Source organism: Streptomyces sp. NBC_00310 (genome assembly GCF_036208085.1).
Classification (GTDB): Bacteria; Actinomycetota; Actinomycetes; order Streptomycetales; family Streptomycetaceae; genus Streptomyces.
The window spans coordinates 5286362-5302326 of sequence record NZ_CP130714.1 but is presented as its reverse complement, the minus strand read 5'-3'; the positions used below and the strand labels follow the sequence as shown (position 1 = coordinate 5302326).

General features: G+C 70.8%; 17 protein-coding genes. 12 read left to right on the top strand and 5 right to left on the bottom strand.

Annotated elements, in window-relative coordinates:
* The first annotated feature begins 72 nt into the window (after positions 1 to 72).
* Genes OG202_RS23235 through ygfZ form a run of 3 tightly spaced genes read left to right on the top strand, consistent with a single transcriptional unit; the run spans position 73 to position 2152 of the window.
* The gene (locus OG202_RS23235; RefSeq protein WP_328223512.1) at positions 73 to 648 is read left to right on the top strand and encodes an FABP family protein; all 576 of its coding nucleotides are present in this window, start codon (positions 73 to 75) and stop codon (positions 646 to 648) included.
* A 45-nt stretch (positions 649 to 693) separates the two neighbouring features.
* Positions 694 to 1176, top strand: coding sequence for a Fur family transcriptional regulator (locus tag OG202_RS23230; protein WP_326581317.1), 483 nt, complete (start codon positions 694 to 696; stop codon positions 1174 to 1176).
* A gap of 10 nt (positions 1177 to 1186) precedes the next feature.
* Positions 1187 to 2152 carry a CAF17-like 4Fe-4S cluster assembly/insertion protein YgfZ gene (gene ygfZ, locus OG202_RS23225; RefSeq protein WP_326581319.1) on the top strand — a complete coding sequence of 322 codons (966 nt, stop codon included), beginning with the start codon at positions 1187 to 1189 and terminating at the stop codon, positions 2150 to 2152.
* 68 nt (positions 2153 to 2220) lie between these two features.
* Here ygfZ and dtd read toward each other — a convergent pair whose 3' ends face one another.
* Positions 2221 to 2646: a D-aminoacyl-tRNA deacylase gene (dtd, locus tag OG202_RS23220; RefSeq protein ID WP_326581321.1), complete on the bottom strand. Its 426-nt coding sequence runs from the start codon at positions 2644 to 2646 to the stop codon at positions 2221 to 2223.
* A gap of 216 nt (positions 2647 to 2862) precedes the next feature.
* Between dtd and OG202_RS23215 the strand changes: the two genes are divergently transcribed.
* The 3 genes from OG202_RS23215 (at position 2863) to OG202_RS23205 (ending at position 6206) form a co-directional block, all read left to right on the top strand.
* Positions 2863 to 3495, top strand: a complete 633-nt coding sequence (locus OG202_RS23215) for an RsiG family protein (protein WP_327728960.1) — start codon at positions 2863 to 2865, stop codon at positions 3493 to 3495.
* 195 nt (positions 3496 to 3690) lie between these two features.
* Positions 3691 to 4980, top strand: coding sequence for a GNAT family N-acetyltransferase (locus OG202_RS23210; RefSeq protein ID WP_326581325.1), 1290 nt, complete (start codon positions 3691 to 3693; stop codon positions 4978 to 4980).
* Positions 4981 to 5288: 308 nt separating this feature from the next.
* Positions 5289 to 6206, top strand: coding sequence for a winged helix-turn-helix domain-containing protein (locus OG202_RS23205; RefSeq protein WP_405894741.1), 918 nt, complete (start codon positions 5289 to 5291; stop codon positions 6204 to 6206).
* A 72-nt stretch (positions 6207 to 6278) separates the two neighbouring features.
* Here OG202_RS23205 and OG202_RS23200 read toward each other — a convergent pair whose 3' ends face one another.
* Entirely contained in the window at positions 6279 to 6470 is a 192-nt protein-coding gene (locus OG202_RS23200) for a hypothetical protein (RefSeq protein ID WP_327728961.1), read from the bottom strand.
* Positions 6471 to 6634: 164 nt separating this feature from the next.
* On the opposite strand from OG202_RS23200, the gene OG202_RS23195 reads away from it, so the two are divergent.
* Together OG202_RS23195 and OG202_RS23190 are read left to right on the top strand one after the other, a co-directional pair.
* Positions 6635 to 7525 (top strand): winged helix-turn-helix domain-containing protein, encoded by an 891-nt coding sequence (locus OG202_RS23195; RefSeq protein ID WP_326581329.1) that lies wholly within the window; start codon positions 6635 to 6637, stop codon positions 7523 to 7525.
* 29 nt (positions 7526 to 7554) lie between these two features.
* Positions 7555 to 8274 carry an HAD family hydrolase gene (locus tag OG202_RS23190; protein WP_327728962.1) on the top strand — a complete coding sequence of 240 codons (720 nt, stop codon included), beginning with the start codon at positions 7555 to 7557 and terminating at the stop codon, positions 8272 to 8274.
* Here OG202_RS23190 and OG202_RS23185 read toward each other — a convergent pair.
* Positions 8265 to 8426, bottom strand: a complete 162-nt coding sequence (locus OG202_RS23185; RefSeq protein ID WP_327728963.1) for a hypothetical protein — start codon at positions 8424 to 8426, stop codon at positions 8265 to 8267. The two genes, OG202_RS23190 and OG202_RS23185, sit on opposite strands and share 10 nt — an antisense overlap.
* Before the next feature lie 188 nt (positions 8427 to 8614).
* On the opposite strand from OG202_RS23185, the gene OG202_RS23180 reads away from it, so the two are divergent.
* Entirely contained in the window at positions 8615 to 9475 is an 861-nt protein-coding gene (locus OG202_RS23180; protein ID WP_328223508.1) for a winged helix-turn-helix domain-containing protein, read from the top strand.
* 3 nt (positions 9476 to 9478) lie between these two features.
* Here the strand turns inward: OG202_RS23180 and OG202_RS23175 are convergent, their stop codons facing one another.
* Positions 9479 to 10249: an HAD family hydrolase gene (locus OG202_RS23175; RefSeq protein ID WP_328223507.1), complete on the bottom strand. Its 771-nt coding sequence runs from the start codon at positions 10247 to 10249 to the stop codon at positions 9479 to 9481.
* Between the two features lie 222 nt (positions 10250 to 10471).
* Between OG202_RS23175 and OG202_RS23170 the strand changes: the two genes are divergently transcribed.
* Together OG202_RS23170 and OG202_RS23165 are read left to right on the top strand one after the other, a co-directional pair.
* Positions 10472 to 11560 (top strand): aminoglycoside phosphotransferase family protein, encoded by a 1089-nt coding sequence (locus OG202_RS23170; RefSeq protein WP_327728966.1) that lies wholly within the window; start codon positions 10472 to 10474, stop codon positions 11558 to 11560.
* A 10-nt stretch (positions 11561 to 11570) separates the two neighbouring features.
* Positions 11571 to 12188 (top strand): TetR family transcriptional regulator, encoded by a 618-nt coding sequence (locus OG202_RS23165; protein WP_327728967.1) that lies wholly within the window; start codon positions 11571 to 11573, stop codon positions 12186 to 12188.
* Positions 12189 to 12604: 416 nt separating this feature from the next.
* Here OG202_RS23165 and OG202_RS23160 read toward each other — a convergent pair whose 3' ends face one another.
* Positions 12605 to 13387, bottom strand: coding sequence for a DUF899 domain-containing protein (locus OG202_RS23160; RefSeq protein WP_327728968.1), 783 nt, complete (start codon positions 13385 to 13387; stop codon positions 12605 to 12607).
* 267 nt (positions 13388 to 13654) lie between these two features.
* Between OG202_RS23160 and OG202_RS23155 the strand changes: the two genes are divergently transcribed.
* Positions 13655 to 15880 (top strand): HelD family protein, encoded by a 2226-nt coding sequence (locus OG202_RS23155; protein WP_328223505.1) that lies wholly within the window; start codon positions 13655 to 13657, stop codon positions 15878 to 15880.
* Positions 15881 to 15965: the final 85 nt, after the last annotated feature.

Here is a 15965-nt window from a genome sequence, read left to right as displayed (position 1 = left end):
CCGGCCTGGCCGTGAAGAAGCTGTACCAGGGCCAGCGCTGACCCACGTCAACGACTCCAGGAACCGCCACTCATGATCGAGATCCCGTCCGACCTGCACAAGGACCTCGTCCCCCTCGCCTTCCTGCTCGGCGACTGGGCGGGCGCGGGTGTCCATGACTTCCCCGGCTCGGAGAAATGCAACTTCGGCCAGGAGGTCACCTTCTCCCACGACGGCCGGGACTTCCTGGAGTACCGCTCCCACACCTGGGTGCTCGACAACGACGGCAACAAGGTCCGCCCGCTGGAGACCGAGTCCGGCTTCTGGCGTGTGGACGCCGACCGCAAGGTCGAGATCGTCATGACCCGTCACGACGGCGTCGTCGAGGTCTGGTACGGCGAGCTGGCCAAGCAGAAGCCGCAGATCGACCTGGTCACGGACGCGGTCGCGCGGACGGCGGCCTCGGGTCCCTACAGCGGCGGCAAGCGGCTGTACGGCTATGTGCACAGCGACCTGATGTGGGTCGGCGAGAAGTCGACCCCCGAGGTCGAGCTGCGCCCCTACATGTCCGCGCACCTGAAGAAGGTCGTCACCCCCGAGGACGTCGAGCGCTGGGCCAAGGCCCTCCCCGACGACATGCCGGACGACGGCATCGCCTTCTTCAAGTAGGCCCACACCGAGTGGGTCCACCCGAAGTGGTCCTAGACTCGTGGTGTGGTGAGCACCGACTGGAAGAGTGACCTCAGGCAGCGCGGCTACCGGCTGACGCCGCAGCGGCAACTCGTGCTCGAAGCCGTGGACACCCTTGAGCACGCGACCCCCGACGACATCCTCGTGGAAGTGAGGAAGACGGCGTCGGGGGTCAACATTTCCACGGTCTACCGGACCCTGGAGCTCCTGGAGGAGCTCGGGCTGGTCAGCCACGCCCATCTGGGGCACGGGGCGCCGACGTACCACCTGGCCGACCGGCACCACCACATCCATCTCGTCTGCCGCGACTGCACGAACGTGATCGAGGCGGATGTGTCGGTGGCGGCGGACTTCACGGCCAAGCTGCGCGAGACGTTCGGCTTCGACACGGACATGAAGCACTTCGCGATCTTCGGCCGCTGCGAGGACTGCTCCCGCAAGTACTCCACAACCGAGAGCTCCCCCACCAAGAGCTCGACTGCCAAGAGTTCAACTACCGAGTCGTAGGCTTAGGCGTATGAAGAGTCCTCTGCTGTCCCTGCCCGGAGCCGTCGCCGCCGAGGGCGTGGACGAGGATGTCGCCGCCCACTACGGCGACCTGTTCCGCGAACAGCGCGCCCTCGCCGACGGCACCGGCTTCGTCGACCTCTCCCACCGGGGCGTCCTCGCCGTCTCCGGCGAGGACCGGCTCAGCTGGCTGCACCTGCTGCTCACCCAGCACGTCAGCGAACTCCCCACCGGCGAGGCCACCGAGGCGCTGATCCTCTCCGCCAACGGCCACATCGAGCACGCGCTGTACCTGGTCGACGACGGCACGACCGTATGGGCCCACGTCGAGCCCGGCACCCAGGAGGCGCTGCTCGCGTACCTGGAGTCGATGAAGTTCTTCTACCGGGTCGAGGTGGCCGACCGGACGGGCGACGTCGCGGTCGTCCACCTCCCGGCCGGTTCGATCGCCGACATCCCGGAGGGGACGGTCGTGCGGGAGACGCCGTACGGCCGTGATCTGTTCCTTCCGCGGACGGACCTGGAGTCGTACGCGGAGAAGGCGGGCCCCGCGGTGGGCCTGCTCGCGTACGAGGCGCTGCGGGTCGAGCACCACCGCCCCCGGCTCGGTTTCGAGACCGACCACCGCACCATCCCGCACGAGCTGGGCTGGATCGGTACGGCCGTCCACCTGCAGAAGGGCTGCTACCGGGGCCAGGAGACGGTCGCCCGGGTCCAGAACCTCGGCAAGCCCCCGCGCCGCCTCGTCTTCCTCCACCTCGACGGCAGCGAGGTCCATCTCCCGCCGCGCGGCGCGGAGCTCCGCCTCGCCGACGACGGCCCCGACGGCCGCAAGCTCGGCTTCATCACGACGTCCGTACGCCACCACGAACTGGGCCCGGTGGCGCTGGCCCTGATCAAGCGGAACGTCCCGGTGGACGCCAGGCTCCTGGCCGACACCACCGCGGCGGCCCAGGAGACCGTGGTCGAGCCGTAGGCAGGGCTTCCCGGGGCGCGGGGGCGTCCCGGAGTGGCGGCCTCCGGTCCCGGAGCGGCGGCCTCCGCCTACATCTCCAGCAGCACCGTGAACGGCCCGTCGTTCGTCAGCGACACCCGCATGGACGCCCCGAACCGCCCCGTGGCCACCGTCGCCCCCAGCGAGCGCAGCTGCGCGACGACCTCCTCCACCAGCGGCTCGGCGACCTCCCCGGGGGCCGCCGCGTTCCAGGTGGGCCGCCGCCCCTTCCGCGCGTCGCCGTACAGCGTGAACTGGCTGATCACCAGCAACGGCGCGTCCACATCGCTGCACGACCTCTCGTCGTGCAGCATCCGTACCGACCACAGCTTGCGCGCCAGCTGCGCCGCCTTCTCCTTGGTGTCCTCGTGGGTCACCCCCACGAGGACGCACAGCCCCTCGCCCTCGATCTGCCCGACCGTCTCACCGTCCACGACGACGCTCGCGCCGTCGACCCTCTGCACCACCGCACGCATGCCGACCATCATGCCGCCGACGTCCATCGGACGTGCGCGAGGGGGTCCCCCTTACGGGGGGTTTGTGATCACGGGGGTTTGAAGAGTGCTTTGCCCGGTCTTTCTCATTGATCCATTACCGACCATTCGGGGTGGATCGCGGGGACTCGGTCACCTGGTGGCCACCGAGAGTGGCACGATGCTCACACACACCGGTCGAGGGGACGGTTGAGGCGCATGAGCACATCGAGTACCGGGCAGCCCCCGGGCACTGCGACATTTGACCGTACAAGTCCGGGGCCCGGCCCCGGCGTCCGCCGGCCACCGGTCCAGCGCACGGACAGCGACCCACTGCCGCCGCCTGACCCGGCCGAGCGCGACCTGCCCCGGCTGCGGCTGCCCGAACTGCGCACCCTGCGCCGGGACGCCCAGCGGGACGAGGCGGACCTCAGCTATCTGCGGCGGCTGCTCCAGGGCCGTATCGACATCCTGCGTGCCGAACTCGCCCGCCGGGGCGGCGCGGCGGACGGGGCCCCGGGAGAGCCCTCGGCGCTGGTCGACCGTCTTTCGGCGATCCTCACGGACGCCCCGGCCCGGCACCGTTCCTCGGCCCGCCACGTCACCGTGGGGACGCCGTACGGCGAGGAGTTCCGCCGGCTCGCCGCCGAGATGCTCGACGAGGTCGGGCTCTCCGACCTGGAGGCACGCACCGACGACGAACTCACCGCCGGCCTCGCCCGCCTCGTCCACCACGAGCGACAGATCTCCGGCCGCCGCCAGCACCTCCAGCGCACCGCGGACGACTGCAGCGCCGAAATCGGCCGCCGCTACCGCGAGGGCGAGGCCCAAGTGGACGACCTGCTCATGTGACCGGCGGCCACGCACCCTGGAGGACAGGCCCGAAGGGCCGTCCTCCAGGGGCGCGGGGAACTGCGCGACCAGCCCCCACCGGACCCGCGCCTGGGGGTCGAAGGGGCGCAGCCCCTGGGGGGAGGGACGGGTAAGGGCGGCGGGGGCGAGGAAAACCCCGAGACACACCGCGGAGCGCCCCCCTAGCGTGGCCCCATGAGCTCCTCCCACGACATAGCCGTGCGCCCCGTCACCGAGGACGAGATCCCGGCCTGGCTGAACGCCCTGAACACCGGCTTCCTCCGCGCCCCGGAATCCCTCTCCGAGCAGGAGCTCAAGGACCGCTCGGCCCACATCGACCCACCCCGCACCCTCGGGGCGTTCGACGCGTCCCGCTCCCGCACTCCCCTCACCCCCGCCGACACCACGCAGGTCGTCGCGACCTTCCGCTCCTTCCCGCAGGAGCTGACCGTGGTCGGCGGCCGGACCGTCCCCGCCGACGCCATCTCGAACGTCACGGTCAGCCCCACCCATCGCCGCCGAGGCCTGCTGAGCCGGATGATGGCCCACGACCTCACGGCCGCGAAGGACCGGGGCGACGTCGTCGCCACCCTGATCGCCGCCGAGTACCCCATCTACGGCCGCTACGGCTTCGGCCCCGCCACCTGGACCACCGAGTGGACCGTCGACGTACCCCGCACCGGTCTGGACCCCCGCTGGTCCGGCCCGGCGGACGGCGGCCGGGTCGACCTCGTCGACGGCGCGGCCGTACGCGCCCTCGGCCCCGCCCTCCACGACCGGCTCCGCCGTGCCCAGCCCGGCGCGGTGAGCCGCGACGAGCGCTGGTGGCGGGTCAACACGGGCGACCTGCGGACCCACACCCCCTGGACCGACCCGTTCTACGCGGTGTACCGCTCGGCGGCCGGCGAGATCGAGGGCCTCGTCTCGTACGAGGCGGACGACACCTGGCAGATGAAGCAGCCGCAGAACACGGCGGACGTCAACTGGCTGATCGCGACGACCCCGGCCGCCGAGCGCGCCCTGTGGCACTACCTCTGCTCGATCGACTGGATCACCAAGGTCAAGTCGGGCTGGCGGGCCCCCGACGACCTCCTCCCGCACTTCTTCCCCGACCCGCGCGCCGCGAGCCTCACCACCCAGGCGGACTGGCTGTGGGTGCGGATCCTGGACGTCGTCCGGGCGCTGGAGGCCCGTACGTACGCGGGGACCGGGGCGCTGGTGCTGGAGGTCGTCGACAGGGACGGGTTCGCGGACGGGCGCTACCGGCTGGACGCGGGCCCGGACGGGGCGAGTTGTGTGCCGACGGGCCAGGACGGGGACCTCGTGCTGGAGGCCGCGGACCTGGCGGCGCTGTGGCTGGGCGACGAGTCGGCCGTACGGCTCGCCGCGCTCGGCCGGGTGCGGGAACAGCGGAAGGGCGCCGCCTCCGTAGCCGACGCCCTGCTGCGGACGTCCAGGCGCCCGTGGTGCCCGGACATCTTCTGAGACCTTTCCTGGTGTGTGTGCGGTATCCGTAGCTGTTCAGTTGTGGTTGTGGCTGCGCATTCAGTTGTGGCTGAACCATTCAGTTGTGGCTGTGCGGACCGGTCGAACTCCCGGCTCCCCTCCGGAAGGGAGGTCGATCGGTCGGTCTGGGTGTCGCTCCCGATGTCACTCTCGGTGTCGCCAACCATCTGAAAGTTTGACCATGTTGTGAAAGTTGGCGACCAACTCCACCGTACTTATCTCCGCTTGGAGTCGTCTCATAACCACCTTCCCACGAACTGCCCTAAGATGGCGAGAAGTTGTAGTGTTTGTTCGTGGAGCGGGAACGAACGGCCGTCGATGGGCGGAAGTCGTCACAGCGGCCCCAGAGGTCACATCACGAGGTGGCCGACGTGTTGCGCGGCCGGATCAGGTCCGGCGAGCTGCGACCGGGGCAGCGCATGCCCACCCAGGCGAAGCTGGCCGACGAGTTCGGCGTCGAGCGCGGAGCCGTACGGCAGGCCTTGCGCATCCTGCAGTCGGAGCACCTGCTCACCAACGTTTCCAAGGGCAGCCCGGCGACTGTCGCCCCAAGCCGGGGAGCGGCGGCCCTCGGCGGGCCCGGAGCGGCCCCGCGGCCCACGATGGTGGAGCTTGCCCCCCGCATATCCGCCGCCTTCGCGGCCCCGCATGTGAAGATCGACGCCCTCTGCCTGACGTCCGTGTCCCTCACGCTCGCCGTGGGTGAGCCGTTGCGCGAGATTCACGCGGGGCGCATAAAACCGGCCAGGGTCGACGTCCGGGTGATGCTGCCCAGCCGTGACATCCCGCTCGCCTTCCCGGCCCCGGTCGTCGCCTCGGCCGACGGCCGGCTGCAGCGCCGCTGGCTCGCCCAGCGCAACGCCCAGGGGCAGGTCCTGAAGCACAACCTGCTGGCGTTACGGTCCACGCACGGCGTCGACGTCCATGTCTCCTTCCGCGCGCTGCCCTTCACCCCACCCGTGAAGCTGTACCTCCTCAACGAACGGGAGGCGCTGTTCGCGTACTACACGATCCAGCGGAAGGAGGCCGAAGTGGACAGTGAGCACCTGGAGATGTACGACGCCGAGGGCACCCAGTCCACGCTGTTCGCGTTCGAGCGGAGCGCGGCCGCCGCCCCGCGGGACACGACCTTCGTCGAGCAGTCCCGCCTCTGGTTCGACGCGCTCTGGGAGACCATCAGCTCCGACCTGCTGCTCACGACCTGACGGGGGTCGTACGGGGGTCGTACGGGGGTCGGACGGGGGTCGGACGGGCCCGTGCGGGCCCGGCGGCGGGCCTCACATCGCGGGCCCGGCGAACATCAGCGCGAGGATGACCGCGCCGATGGAGCTGCATGTGTGGTTGTTCGCCTTCAGCCCGATGGTGAGGAACAGCAGGCCGACGAATCCCATCGTGCCGAAGCGCCACTCGACGAATCGCTGGAAGGCGAGGACGGCGAGGGCGGAGATGAGGGCGATGGCAGCGGGCATGGTGGTACCTCCTCCGAGGGGCTGGGCGACCGGGGCCGGCGTGGGGGGAACTTTCGCCAACTTGACCAAGTTGGCAACCAACTTTGTTTAAATGGTTCCCACTTGGTCTATGTTCATAACCACCTTCCCGTGAACTCCCCAAAGATGGGTGCTAGTTGTAGCGTTTGGTCGTGACCCAGGAGAACGTTGCAGTGAACGGCAGCAGAAAGCTCTCGTCCCAGGAGATCGCCGCCACCCTGCGGGACCGCATCCGCGGTGGCGACCTCAGGCCCGGCGAGCGCCTGCCCACCCAGGCCGAACTCGCGGAGGAGTTCGGCGTGGAGCGCGGCACGGTCCGTCAGGCCCTGCGCGCCCTGCAGGAGGACGGGCTGCTGAGCAACGTGAGCAAGGGGAGCCCGCCCAGGGTCGCCGAGGCCGGCCATGCCGCGAGGGACGAGCCGCAGCCGACGATGGTGGGCCTCGGCCCCCGCCTGGCCGAGGCCTTCTCCGCACCGCACGTCCGCGTCGACGCGGCCTGCCTCACCGCCGAGACCCTGATGATGGCCCTCGGTGAACCGGTCCGCCGCATCCACGAGGGAACGATCCGCCCCGAGTCCATCGACGTCCGCATCCTCCTTCCCTCCCGGAAGATCAACCTGGCGTTCCCGGTCCCGGTGGAGGCGCGCGGCGAGGACGACGAGGAGGACCCCGTCCACAAGCGCTGGCTCGACCAGCGCAACGCGCAGATCCGCGTCCTGCGCCACAACCTCCTGGCCCTGCGCACGTCCCACCAGCTCGACGTCCGCGTGGCCTTCCGCGCCCTGCCCTTCACCCCGCCCGTCAAGCTCTACCTCCTCAACGGCCGGGAGGCGCTGATCGCGTACTACATGCTCATGCAGCGCGAGGAGCAGATGGCGGACGGCCCCCTGCAGATGTACGACGCCTTCGGCACCCAGTCCCTCCTCTTCTCCTTCGAGAAGGAGACCGGCCCCCGCGACGCCGCCTTCGTCGATCAGTCCCAGCAATGGTTCAACGCCCTCTGGGAAACCATCACCACGGACCTGACACTCTCCTAGTGACTCCTGATACGGCGCAGACTGAACCGGTGACAGTAGAGACAGAGTCCCTTCGAGAACTGATCACTCCCGTCCGCTTCGTGCTCTGGGACCTGGACGGGCCGATCTGTCGACTGTTTTCCGGGCATCCCGCGCACCAAGTGGCCCGAGACCTGGTCACGTTGATCGACAGGCGCGGGCTGGGCGGCCTGCTGACGGAGCGGGAACGGAGTACGGCCGACCCCCAGGTCGTCCTCCTCGGTCTGGGCCGCCGCCACCCGAGCAGCGACCTGATCATCGACCTGGAGAAATGGCTCACCCAGCAGGAGCTGACCGCCGCCCCGAAGGCGTACCCCACCACCTGGGCCGACCCGCTCATCCGGACCTGGTCGCGGCGGGCCCGATTCGCCATCACGACCAACAACTCGGCGCTCGCGGCCGCCCGTTACATCGACACCCGCGGCCTCGCCGACTGCTTCCCCTATATCTACGGCCGCACGCGCGACCTCGACCTCATGAAGCCGCACCCCCACATCCTGCGCCAGGCCCTCAACGCGATGGGCGCCGACCCCTCGCGCTCCCTGATGCTCGGCGACGCCCCGACCGACTTCGAGGCGGCCCGGGACGCCGGCGTCCCCTTCCTGGGCTACGCGCGTAACGAGCGCAAGCTCAAGGCGCTTCTGGAGGCGGAGGTCCCGCCCGAGCACATCGTGAACTCACTGAAGCCCGTCCTGGACATCCTGCGTACCCGACTACCGGATCAGGCCTGAACCATCAGCAGGACGAAGAAGAGCGCCGCCCAGCAGGCCGGGCGGACATGACCGACCCGGAGAGCCACGGCCGCCATGAGCAGGAGTACGAGCCCGAGGGGGCCGAGCGTCCGCGAGACCAGATGACCCGCGGTGAACTGGACTGCTGCCACCACCACTTCCCGTAGAAACATGTTCTCCACCCCGTTCTGCCGACTGCCTCACCGACCAGTCCAATTGGTCGGTGATTGACCTGTGATTGGTATTCCCGATTGGGCTGATCCCTTAACAGGCAGTCCAGTTGGAGCGCTGGTTGGCTGGAACTGGTTTGCTTGACGGTCGTGGGCGGTACGGTCGGGGTGTGGGTGATGAGCGGACCGGCGAGGGCGGCGGCAGCAAGTTCGGGCGGGCTCTGGAGACGCTGCGGGCTCGGATAGGGGACGGCACCTATGCGGTGGGGGCGTCCCTGCCTCCGCAGCGCGAGCTGGTCAAGGAGCTCGATGTCTCCCGCCACACCCTGCAGCGGGTCCTGACCAGGTTGAGCGAAGAGGGCTGGGTCGAGTCCCGCCAGGGGAGCGGCACCCGGGTACTGAGTGCTCAGCGGGTGCCGCCCCGGGCAGCGGGCAGGGTGACTCTGCGCTCGTTCTTCGATCATGCCTTCGAGCAGAGTGAGGTGCTCCTGGACATCAACACGCTGACGTCGGAGTCCGTGGGTACGCACATCCGACTGCAGGCCGAACGGGTCCGCGACCGGGAGATCACCCCCGAGCGCATCGTCCTGCGCATGCTGCTGCCCCGGGAGTCGATGTCCCTGCCGTATCCGGCGGCCAAAGGGTCCGATGAGGACACGCGACCTCAAGAACGCCTTCGTGGGATCACCCGGGTGCATGAATCATCTCTGCGAGAGGCGCTGGAGGATCTCCAGCGAGAAGGCCTTGTCCCGCGTGTCGACGTCGCGATCCGGCACGCGCCGCTGACGCCGACCTTCAAGGTGTATCTGCTCAACCGGACCGAAGCGCTGCACGGCTTCTACCACGTGGTCGAGAGAGAGATCGAGGTGGACGGCGAGGGGATCGAGGTCCTCGACGTACTCGGACTGGGCGCCACCCTGACCCACCACGCCGGGGACACCGATCCGTCGTCGCAGGGGACCGTCTTCGTAGAGGCCGTCCAGGCCTGGTTCGACTCGGTCTGGAACCTGCTCACGGACGAGAGCGACTGACCGTCAGGGACGAGAGCGACTGACCGTCAGGGGGGCGCACGCCGCGATGAGCTGGGCATGTGACCCGACCACGCCCCGCGCACCCTCGCGGAGCAGGAGCCGGCCCCGCTCGTGATCCGTCGCGTAGCCCAGGAACCCGACCCCGGCGGCCGTGGCGGCCCGGAGGTCGGTGAGCTGGTCGCCGACCAGGACGGCGTGGGCCGGGCTCATACGGCTCAGAGTCCGCAGGGCCCGGTGGACCGACGCCGGGTCGGGCTTCATACGGCGCGGTTCACGAGGATCACGGCCGCAGACCGCCTCGAACTTCCGGGACATCCCGTGAAGTTCGAGAAACTTCCGCACTGGTCCCTCGGCGTTGTTCGTCACGATCGCCAGACGCTTCCCGTGACCGAGCAGGGTGTCCAGCAGCAGGTGGATCCCCGGTGCCGGCACGGCGGAACCCGCGGCCTCGTACTCGTACCGCGTGACGATGCCGTCCGCCGCGCCCAGGGCGGCCGGGTCGAGGACGCCATCCCTCTTTCGGTCCAGCATGTCCCTGAGGAGATGAAGGACGCCGTGCGAGTCGTCGCATGCCTCGACGGCGGGATCGAGTGCGTTCCACTTCCTCCGCGCCATGGCCTTGATCTCCCCGGCGATGGGCTGGGTGGACCGCCCGGCGAACAGGTCGCAGACGGGGCCGTCGAAGTCGAGGAGGACGGCTCGGGCGCTGCCGAGCAGCCGCCGCAGGCGAAGCGGATCGGTCGTCCCGCCGAGCGTGGGATTCATCGCTGTCATCGTGGTGAGTGTGGTGCAGGGCCGGCCGCCCGCTCCGGGAGCGGGAGACCTTCGGGCAGTCGCTCGATGCGTGTCTGTACGGGCCCCGGCGCGTGAGCGTTCAACCAGTGGACCGCCACCGGCGAAACACCCGCTTCTGGCACGATGCTCGCCCACGGAGGAGTAACGTGCCTCCACTTCCTTGATTTCACCCCTGGTGCGACCACGGCGAGAGAACGGGCAATGCCAGCTGAATCGGATTCCACGGGGCGGCGCCGCGCCGGTGAGATGAGCGCCGACCCGGGTGGGGTGGAGGGACCGCTCAGCGGCTACCACCACGAGACCTACGTCTTCCGGCTGCCGCCCGAGGCCGGGGTCGGGGGGAGCGCACGGTGGAAGTGCCGTGACCCGAGAGAGAGCCTGCTCTGGTTCGACCGGCGCTGCTTCGACTCGGAGGAGCGCCTGCTCACCGAGTTGCAGGGGCGCATCGACAACATCCCCGATCTCATCGAGGTCGAGGGCACCGTCCTCCAGCGGTTCATCGAGGGGGACACCCTCGGGGCGCTCCACGCGTCCGACACGGCGGTTCCGGAGAAGGAGTTCGAGCAGATCCTCGCCCTGTTCCGGCAACTGGTCGCCGTCACACCCGGGACCCTTCTGGTGAAGCGGAGGTGCGAGCGGCGGGACCGCGCGCCGGAGGGCGACAGCGCGGGCTTCCTCGACCGGTTGATCCGCTTCACCGAGGAGCGGGTCTACGGGGACAACCTCCCGGAGTACGGGGAGCTGTTCGCGGCCCTGCGGCTGGACTTCGACTCCTTCAAACAGCTCCGGAAGCGTGTGGCCGGCCTGCGGGAACGCCCGTTCTGCCTCCTCCACGCCGATCTCCACCGCGAGAACCTCATCGTCGACCGCGAGCACCGGCTCTGGGCCATCGACTGGGAACTCGCGATGTTCGGCGACCCGCTCTACGACCTGGCCACCCACCTGTACCTGATGCGATACCCGCTGGAGCAGGAACGGAGGATGACGCAGCGGTGGTGCGCGCTCGTCGAGGACGTCCGGCCGGGGAGTTCGCGGGGCTGGCGGGAGGACCTGCCGAAGCTTCTCGACTACAAGAAGGCGCAGTCGGTGTTCACCGACGTGATCCGCACCTCGCAGTCCCTGCGCCTGGAGGCGAAGGTGGACCGGAGCCTGCTTCGCCGTGCGAGCTGGACGGTCTGGGACGTGCTGAGCAGAGGCGCACAGCCCCTGGGCGTCGAGGAGGCGCCGGGCGTGTCGGTGATCGAGGCCGCGCTCACCCGGTGGCTCCGGGCGCGTGGCGGTGGTGCTTAGGCTCGACGGCATGAGCGAGAGCGGGCTGCGGGAGCGCAAGAAGCGGCGGATGTACGAGACGGTGTCGGAGGTCGCGATCCGGCTGTTCCTCGAGAAGGGGTTCGACGCGGTGTCCGTGGCCGAGGTGGCCGCGGCGGCGGAGATCTCGAAGCCGACGCTCTTCCGGTACTTCCCGGCGAAGGAGGACCTCGTGCTGTACCGGATCGCCGATCACGAGGACGAGACGGCGCGGGTGGTCGCGGGGCGGGCCGAGGGGGAGTCCGTGGTGGGGGCGGTGCGGGCGCATTTTCTGGCGGGGCTGGCCCGGCGGGACCCGGTGACCGGGCTGAACGACCATCCGCAGGTGCTCGCGTTCCATCGGCTGCTCTACGGGACGCCGTCGCTGGTCGCCCGGGCCTACGGCCATCTGGAGCGGGCCGAGGCGGCGCTCGCCGAGGTGCTCGGGGGCGGGCTCGACGCGCGGGTCGCCGCCGGGCAGATCGTCGCCGTACGGCGGGTGCTCGCGGAGGAGAACCGGCGGCGGGTGGAGCGGGGGGAGCCGATGGAGCGGGTCGAGCGGGACGCCGTCGCCGCCGCCGAGCGTGTGTTCGGGCGGCTGGAGGGGGCGCTTCCGCTCGGGGCGGTCTGAGCGGGTGGGCCCGCGAGCCCGGACAGCTCTTTTCCACCAGGAGCCCTTTCCCTCCGGGGTGAACCGCCTGTCGGGTGAACCGCCTGTCGGCCCAGCGGGCGAGTGGGGTGTGGGCTACCGGCCCAGCGGTGTGCCGGTCTCCGGCGGAGCGGTCTCCCGGTCTCCTGGTCTGCCGGTCTGCCGGTCTGCCGGTCTCCCGGTCTCCTGGTCTGCCGGCCGGCCGAGCGGGCGGGTGGGCGGGCCCTCGCGCCGTCCGGAGGATTCGCCCGCTGTCCGCTGTCCGCTGTCCGCTGTCCGCTGTTCGCTGTCCGTCGTCCGTCGTCCGTCGTCCGTCGTCCGCGTCCGTCGTCCGCCAGCCGCAGCCTGACCCCTTTCGTCGGTGCCGGGCCGCCGTCAGGGCCGTCGGTGAAGGTGCGTCAGTGGTGGTGGCCGCGCCTGCCGAGGGTCTCCACGGGGGTCGCGCCGGGGCGGGTCCACTGCGGTACGGGGCGGCTGGTCGGGCCCCAGGTGGCGTTCCCGTCCGCGTCGGAGCGCCAGGACCAGCACGGGCTGCCCCCCTCGGGGCGGCCCTCGGGGTTGTCCTCCCACGCCTCGCCGCGGCCGTAGGGCGTCATGTCGAGCAGGCCGAGGGACCCGTTGACCCGCTCGTTGCCGCGGCCCGTCGTGGAGTAGGTGAGGAACACGCGGTCGCCGTCGCGCAGGAAGCAGGCGAGGTAACCCATCTCGCCGCCGACCGGCGGGTCCACGCCGCGCACCGAGTACCAGGGCTGGGTGTAGCCCATGAACGCGACGTAGGAGGCCACCTCCTCCCACGGGCCCGTGGTCAGGATGGCGAACGAGATACCGCGGGCGTTGAGATAGACGGCGTCCTTCAGATGCCAGGCCGTGGTGGTGCAGCCCTCGCACTGTCCCTGGTGCGGCGCGCCGTCGTACCACATGTGCTGGTAGACCACGAGCTCGTCGCGGCCCTGGAACAGGTCGAGGAACGGGACCGGGCCGTCGGGTCCGACGACCTCGACCGTCCCGTCGAACTCCACCATCGGCAGCCGGCGGCGGGCAGCCGCGAGGGCGTCGCCCTCACGGGTGTGGGCCTTCTCGCGGACCAGGAGCTCGTCACGGGCGGCCTGCCAGGTGGCCAGGTCGACGACGGGCGGGCGGCCGGGCAGCGGGGTGGTCGGGTCACTCGGTGTGGCCGTCATGGCGTCCTCCGTGGTGTCTCGTGCCGGGCGGCGTCGTACGACGCGTACGACGGTCACGAGTACGGACTCGCGACCCGGCCGGAACTCATCGCGGCGGGGACGCCCTCGTCGAGCCTGCAGGGGCCCCGTCGGGCGGACAAGTTCACTGACGCGCTGGGGGGAGGCGATGTCCGTGCGATGGTCGCCCCCGATCGGCGAGTCTCTCGGCAATCAGTGAGCCTCAGTAAAGAATGTGACTCGGTTACGTTTTTTGGTACGCTCGGTGGAATGACGCCTCTCGAACCTGCCGCCGACGCCGAGCTCCGGCACGCCCTCGCCCACGAGCGGGCGTACCACGACACCTGCCGCGCCGCCCTCGCCGCCATGGTCGAGGGGGCGGGGGAGCAGGTCGTCGTCGGGGAGGACGTCTCCGCCTCGGGGGCCGACGCGGAGGTGCTCGGGTACCGGCTGCGCAGCCACGCCAAGGAGATGCGTGAGCTCCCGGAGGGGCCGTTGTTCTTCGGGCGGTTGGACTTCGCCGCTCACGTCCGAAGCGATCACGCCGGGCAGAGCTACCACGTCGGGCGGCTGCGGATCAGTGAGGATCCGGCCGCGCCGCCCCTCGTCGTGGACTGGCGGGCGCCGGTGTCGCGGGCGTTCTACCAGGCGAGTTCCCGTGATCCCCGGGGTGTCGCCGTACGGCGTCGCTTCGGGTGGGCGCCGGGCAGCCGCGGCGACTCGGACGACCTCACGGGGCTCGAGGACGAGCACCTGGAGCGCCTGGACCGGCGTGGAGCCTCCAGCGACCCGGGCCCCGCCTCGGGCGGTCCGGACGGCCGCGACGGTCTGGGCGGCCCCTACGGCCAGGACGGCCAGGACGGCCAGGACGGCCAGGACGGCCAGGGCGGCCAGGGGAGCCCCGGAAGCCTCCTCGCCGCCGAGATCGAGCGACCCCGCCTCGGCCCCATGCGGGACATCGCCGCCACCATCCAGCCGGAGCAGGACGACCTGGTGCGGGCGGATCTCACCACCTCCGTCTGTGTGCAGGGCGCCCCGGGTACGGGCAAGACGGCTGTCGGCCTGCACCGCGCCGCCTACCTCCTCTACACCCACCCCCAGCGCATCCGCCGCGGCGGACTGCTGATCCTCGGCCCGAACCGCACCTTCCTCTCGTACATCGCGGAGGTTCTGCCGGCGCTGGGCGAGACAGGCGTACGCCAGTCGACGGTCACCGACGAGATCGCCCGGCACCCGGTCACGGCGGAGGACGACGAGCGGGCGGCGGTCGTGAAGCACGACGCCCGGATGGCGGAGGTGCTCCGCCGGGCCCTGTACACCGGCGTCGCGGGCGGCGGCGGATCCGGGGAGCGGTTCGACTCCCTTGTCCTGGCGGAGGGTTCGTATCGCTGGCGGGTGTCCGGGGACGAGCTGCGACGGATCGTGGCGGACGTACGGGCGGAGGAACTGCCGTACGACATCGGGCGGGAGCGCGTCCGGGCGCGGGTCGTGCGGCTGTTGCGGGAGCAGGCGGAGCGGCGGGCCGGGCCGCGCCCGAACGCGTGGCTGTACCGGGTCTCGCGGTCGCGGCCGGTCGGCGCGTACGTCGACGCCGGATGGCCGAAGGCCCGGCCCGAGGAGGTGGTGACGCGGCTGCTCGGGGACCCGGACGCGCTCGCCGACGCGGCGGAGGGACTGCTCGACGCGGACGAGCAGAAGGCCGTCTCCTGGACGAAGCCGCCGCGCACGTGGCGGTCGGCCCGCTGGTCGGCCGCCGATCTGGTCCTCCTCGACGAGGTCGCGGGGCTCCTCGCCCACCCCGACGGCTACGGCCACGTCGTCGTCGACGAGGCCCAGGACCTCTCCCCGATGGAGTGCCGCGCGATCGCCCGCCGGGCGGCCTACGGCTCGGTGACCGTCCTCGGCGACCTGGCCCAGGGGACCACCCCTTGGGCCGCCCGCGACTGGCCCCGACTCCTCGCCCACCTGGGCAAGCCGGACGCTCAAGTCGTCCCTCTCACCACCGGTTTCCGGGTGCCGCAGGCCGTCGTGGGGCTGGCGAACGGGTTGCTGGGGCGGCTGGCGGTGGACGTGCCCGCCGCCCGGTCCTTGCGCAGGGGCGGGGAGTTGCGGATCAGGAGGGTGGACGGGGCAGAGGCCCGGGACGAGGACGGCGAGGGCGGCGAGGGTGTCGCCGCCGAGACCGTGGCCGCCGTGCGGGACGCGCTCGCCCGCGAGGGGTCCGTCGGGGTCATCGCGGCCGACGCGGAGGTCGTTCGGCTGCGGAAGGTGCTCGGCGAGGCCGGTGTCGTGACGGGCGGCCCGGACGAACTCCGTTCGCGCGTCACGGTGTTGGGGGCCGGGATGGCGAAGGGGCTCGAGTACGACCATGTCGTGGTCGTCGAGCCGGCCGCGATCGCGGCGGCCGAGGGGCGGGGGCTGCACCGGCTGTATGTCGTACTCACCCGGGCGGTGTCACGACTGGACGTGGTGCATGCGCGTGCGCTGCCGTGGTGAGACGGGGGGCATGCGGGTGCCTTGCCGTGGTGAGACGGGTGCGGGCTTGTGCCGCCGTGGTGAGACGGGTTCTGACGTGAGCCGC

What these genes read in the sequence shown, in the direction of transcription:
- OG202_RS23170 (WP_327728966.1), top strand. Translation starts at nt 10,472, where the DNA reads ATGCCAGCTGAATCGGATTCCACGGGGCGGCGCCGCGCCGGTGAGATG.
- OG202_RS23155 (WP_328223505.1), top strand. Translation starts at nt 13,655, where the DNA reads ATGACGCCTCTCGAACCTGCCGCCGACGCCGAGCTCCGGCACGCCCTC.
- OG202_RS23210 (WP_326581325.1), top strand. Translation starts at nt 3,691, where the DNA reads ATGAGCTCCTCCCACGACATAGCCGTGCGCCCCGTCACCGAGGACGAG.
- OG202_RS23175 (WP_328223507.1), bottom strand. Translation starts at nt 10,249, where the DNA reads ATGACAGCGATGAATCCCACGCTCGGCGGGACGACCGATCCGCTTCGC.
- OG202_RS23165 (WP_327728967.1), top strand. Translation starts at nt 11,571, where the DNA reads ATGAGCGAGAGCGGGCTGCGGGAGCGCAAGAAGCGGCGGATGTACGAG.
- ygfZ (WP_326581319.1), top strand. Translation starts at nt 1,187, where the DNA reads ATGAAGAGTCCTCTGCTGTCCCTGCCCGGAGCCGTCGCCGCCGAGGGC.
- OG202_RS23235 (WP_328223512.1), top strand. Translation starts at nt 73, where the DNA reads ATGATCGAGATCCCGTCCGACCTGCACAAGGACCTCGTCCCCCTCGCC.
- dtd (WP_326581321.1), bottom strand. Translation starts at nt 2,646, where the DNA reads ATGCGTGCGGTGGTGCAGAGGGTCGACGGCGCGAGCGTCGTCGTGGAC.
- OG202_RS23215 (WP_327728960.1), top strand. Translation starts at nt 2,863, where the DNA reads ATGAGCACATCGAGTACCGGGCAGCCCCCGGGCACTGCGACATTTGAC.
- OG202_RS23200 (WP_327728961.1), bottom strand. Translation starts at nt 6,470, where the DNA reads ATGCCCGCTGCCATCGCCCTCATCTCCGCCCTCGCCGTCCTCGCCTTC.
- OG202_RS23160 (WP_327728968.1), bottom strand. Translation starts at nt 13,387, where the DNA reads ATGACGGCCACACCGAGTGACCCGACCACCCCGCTGCCCGGCCGCCCG.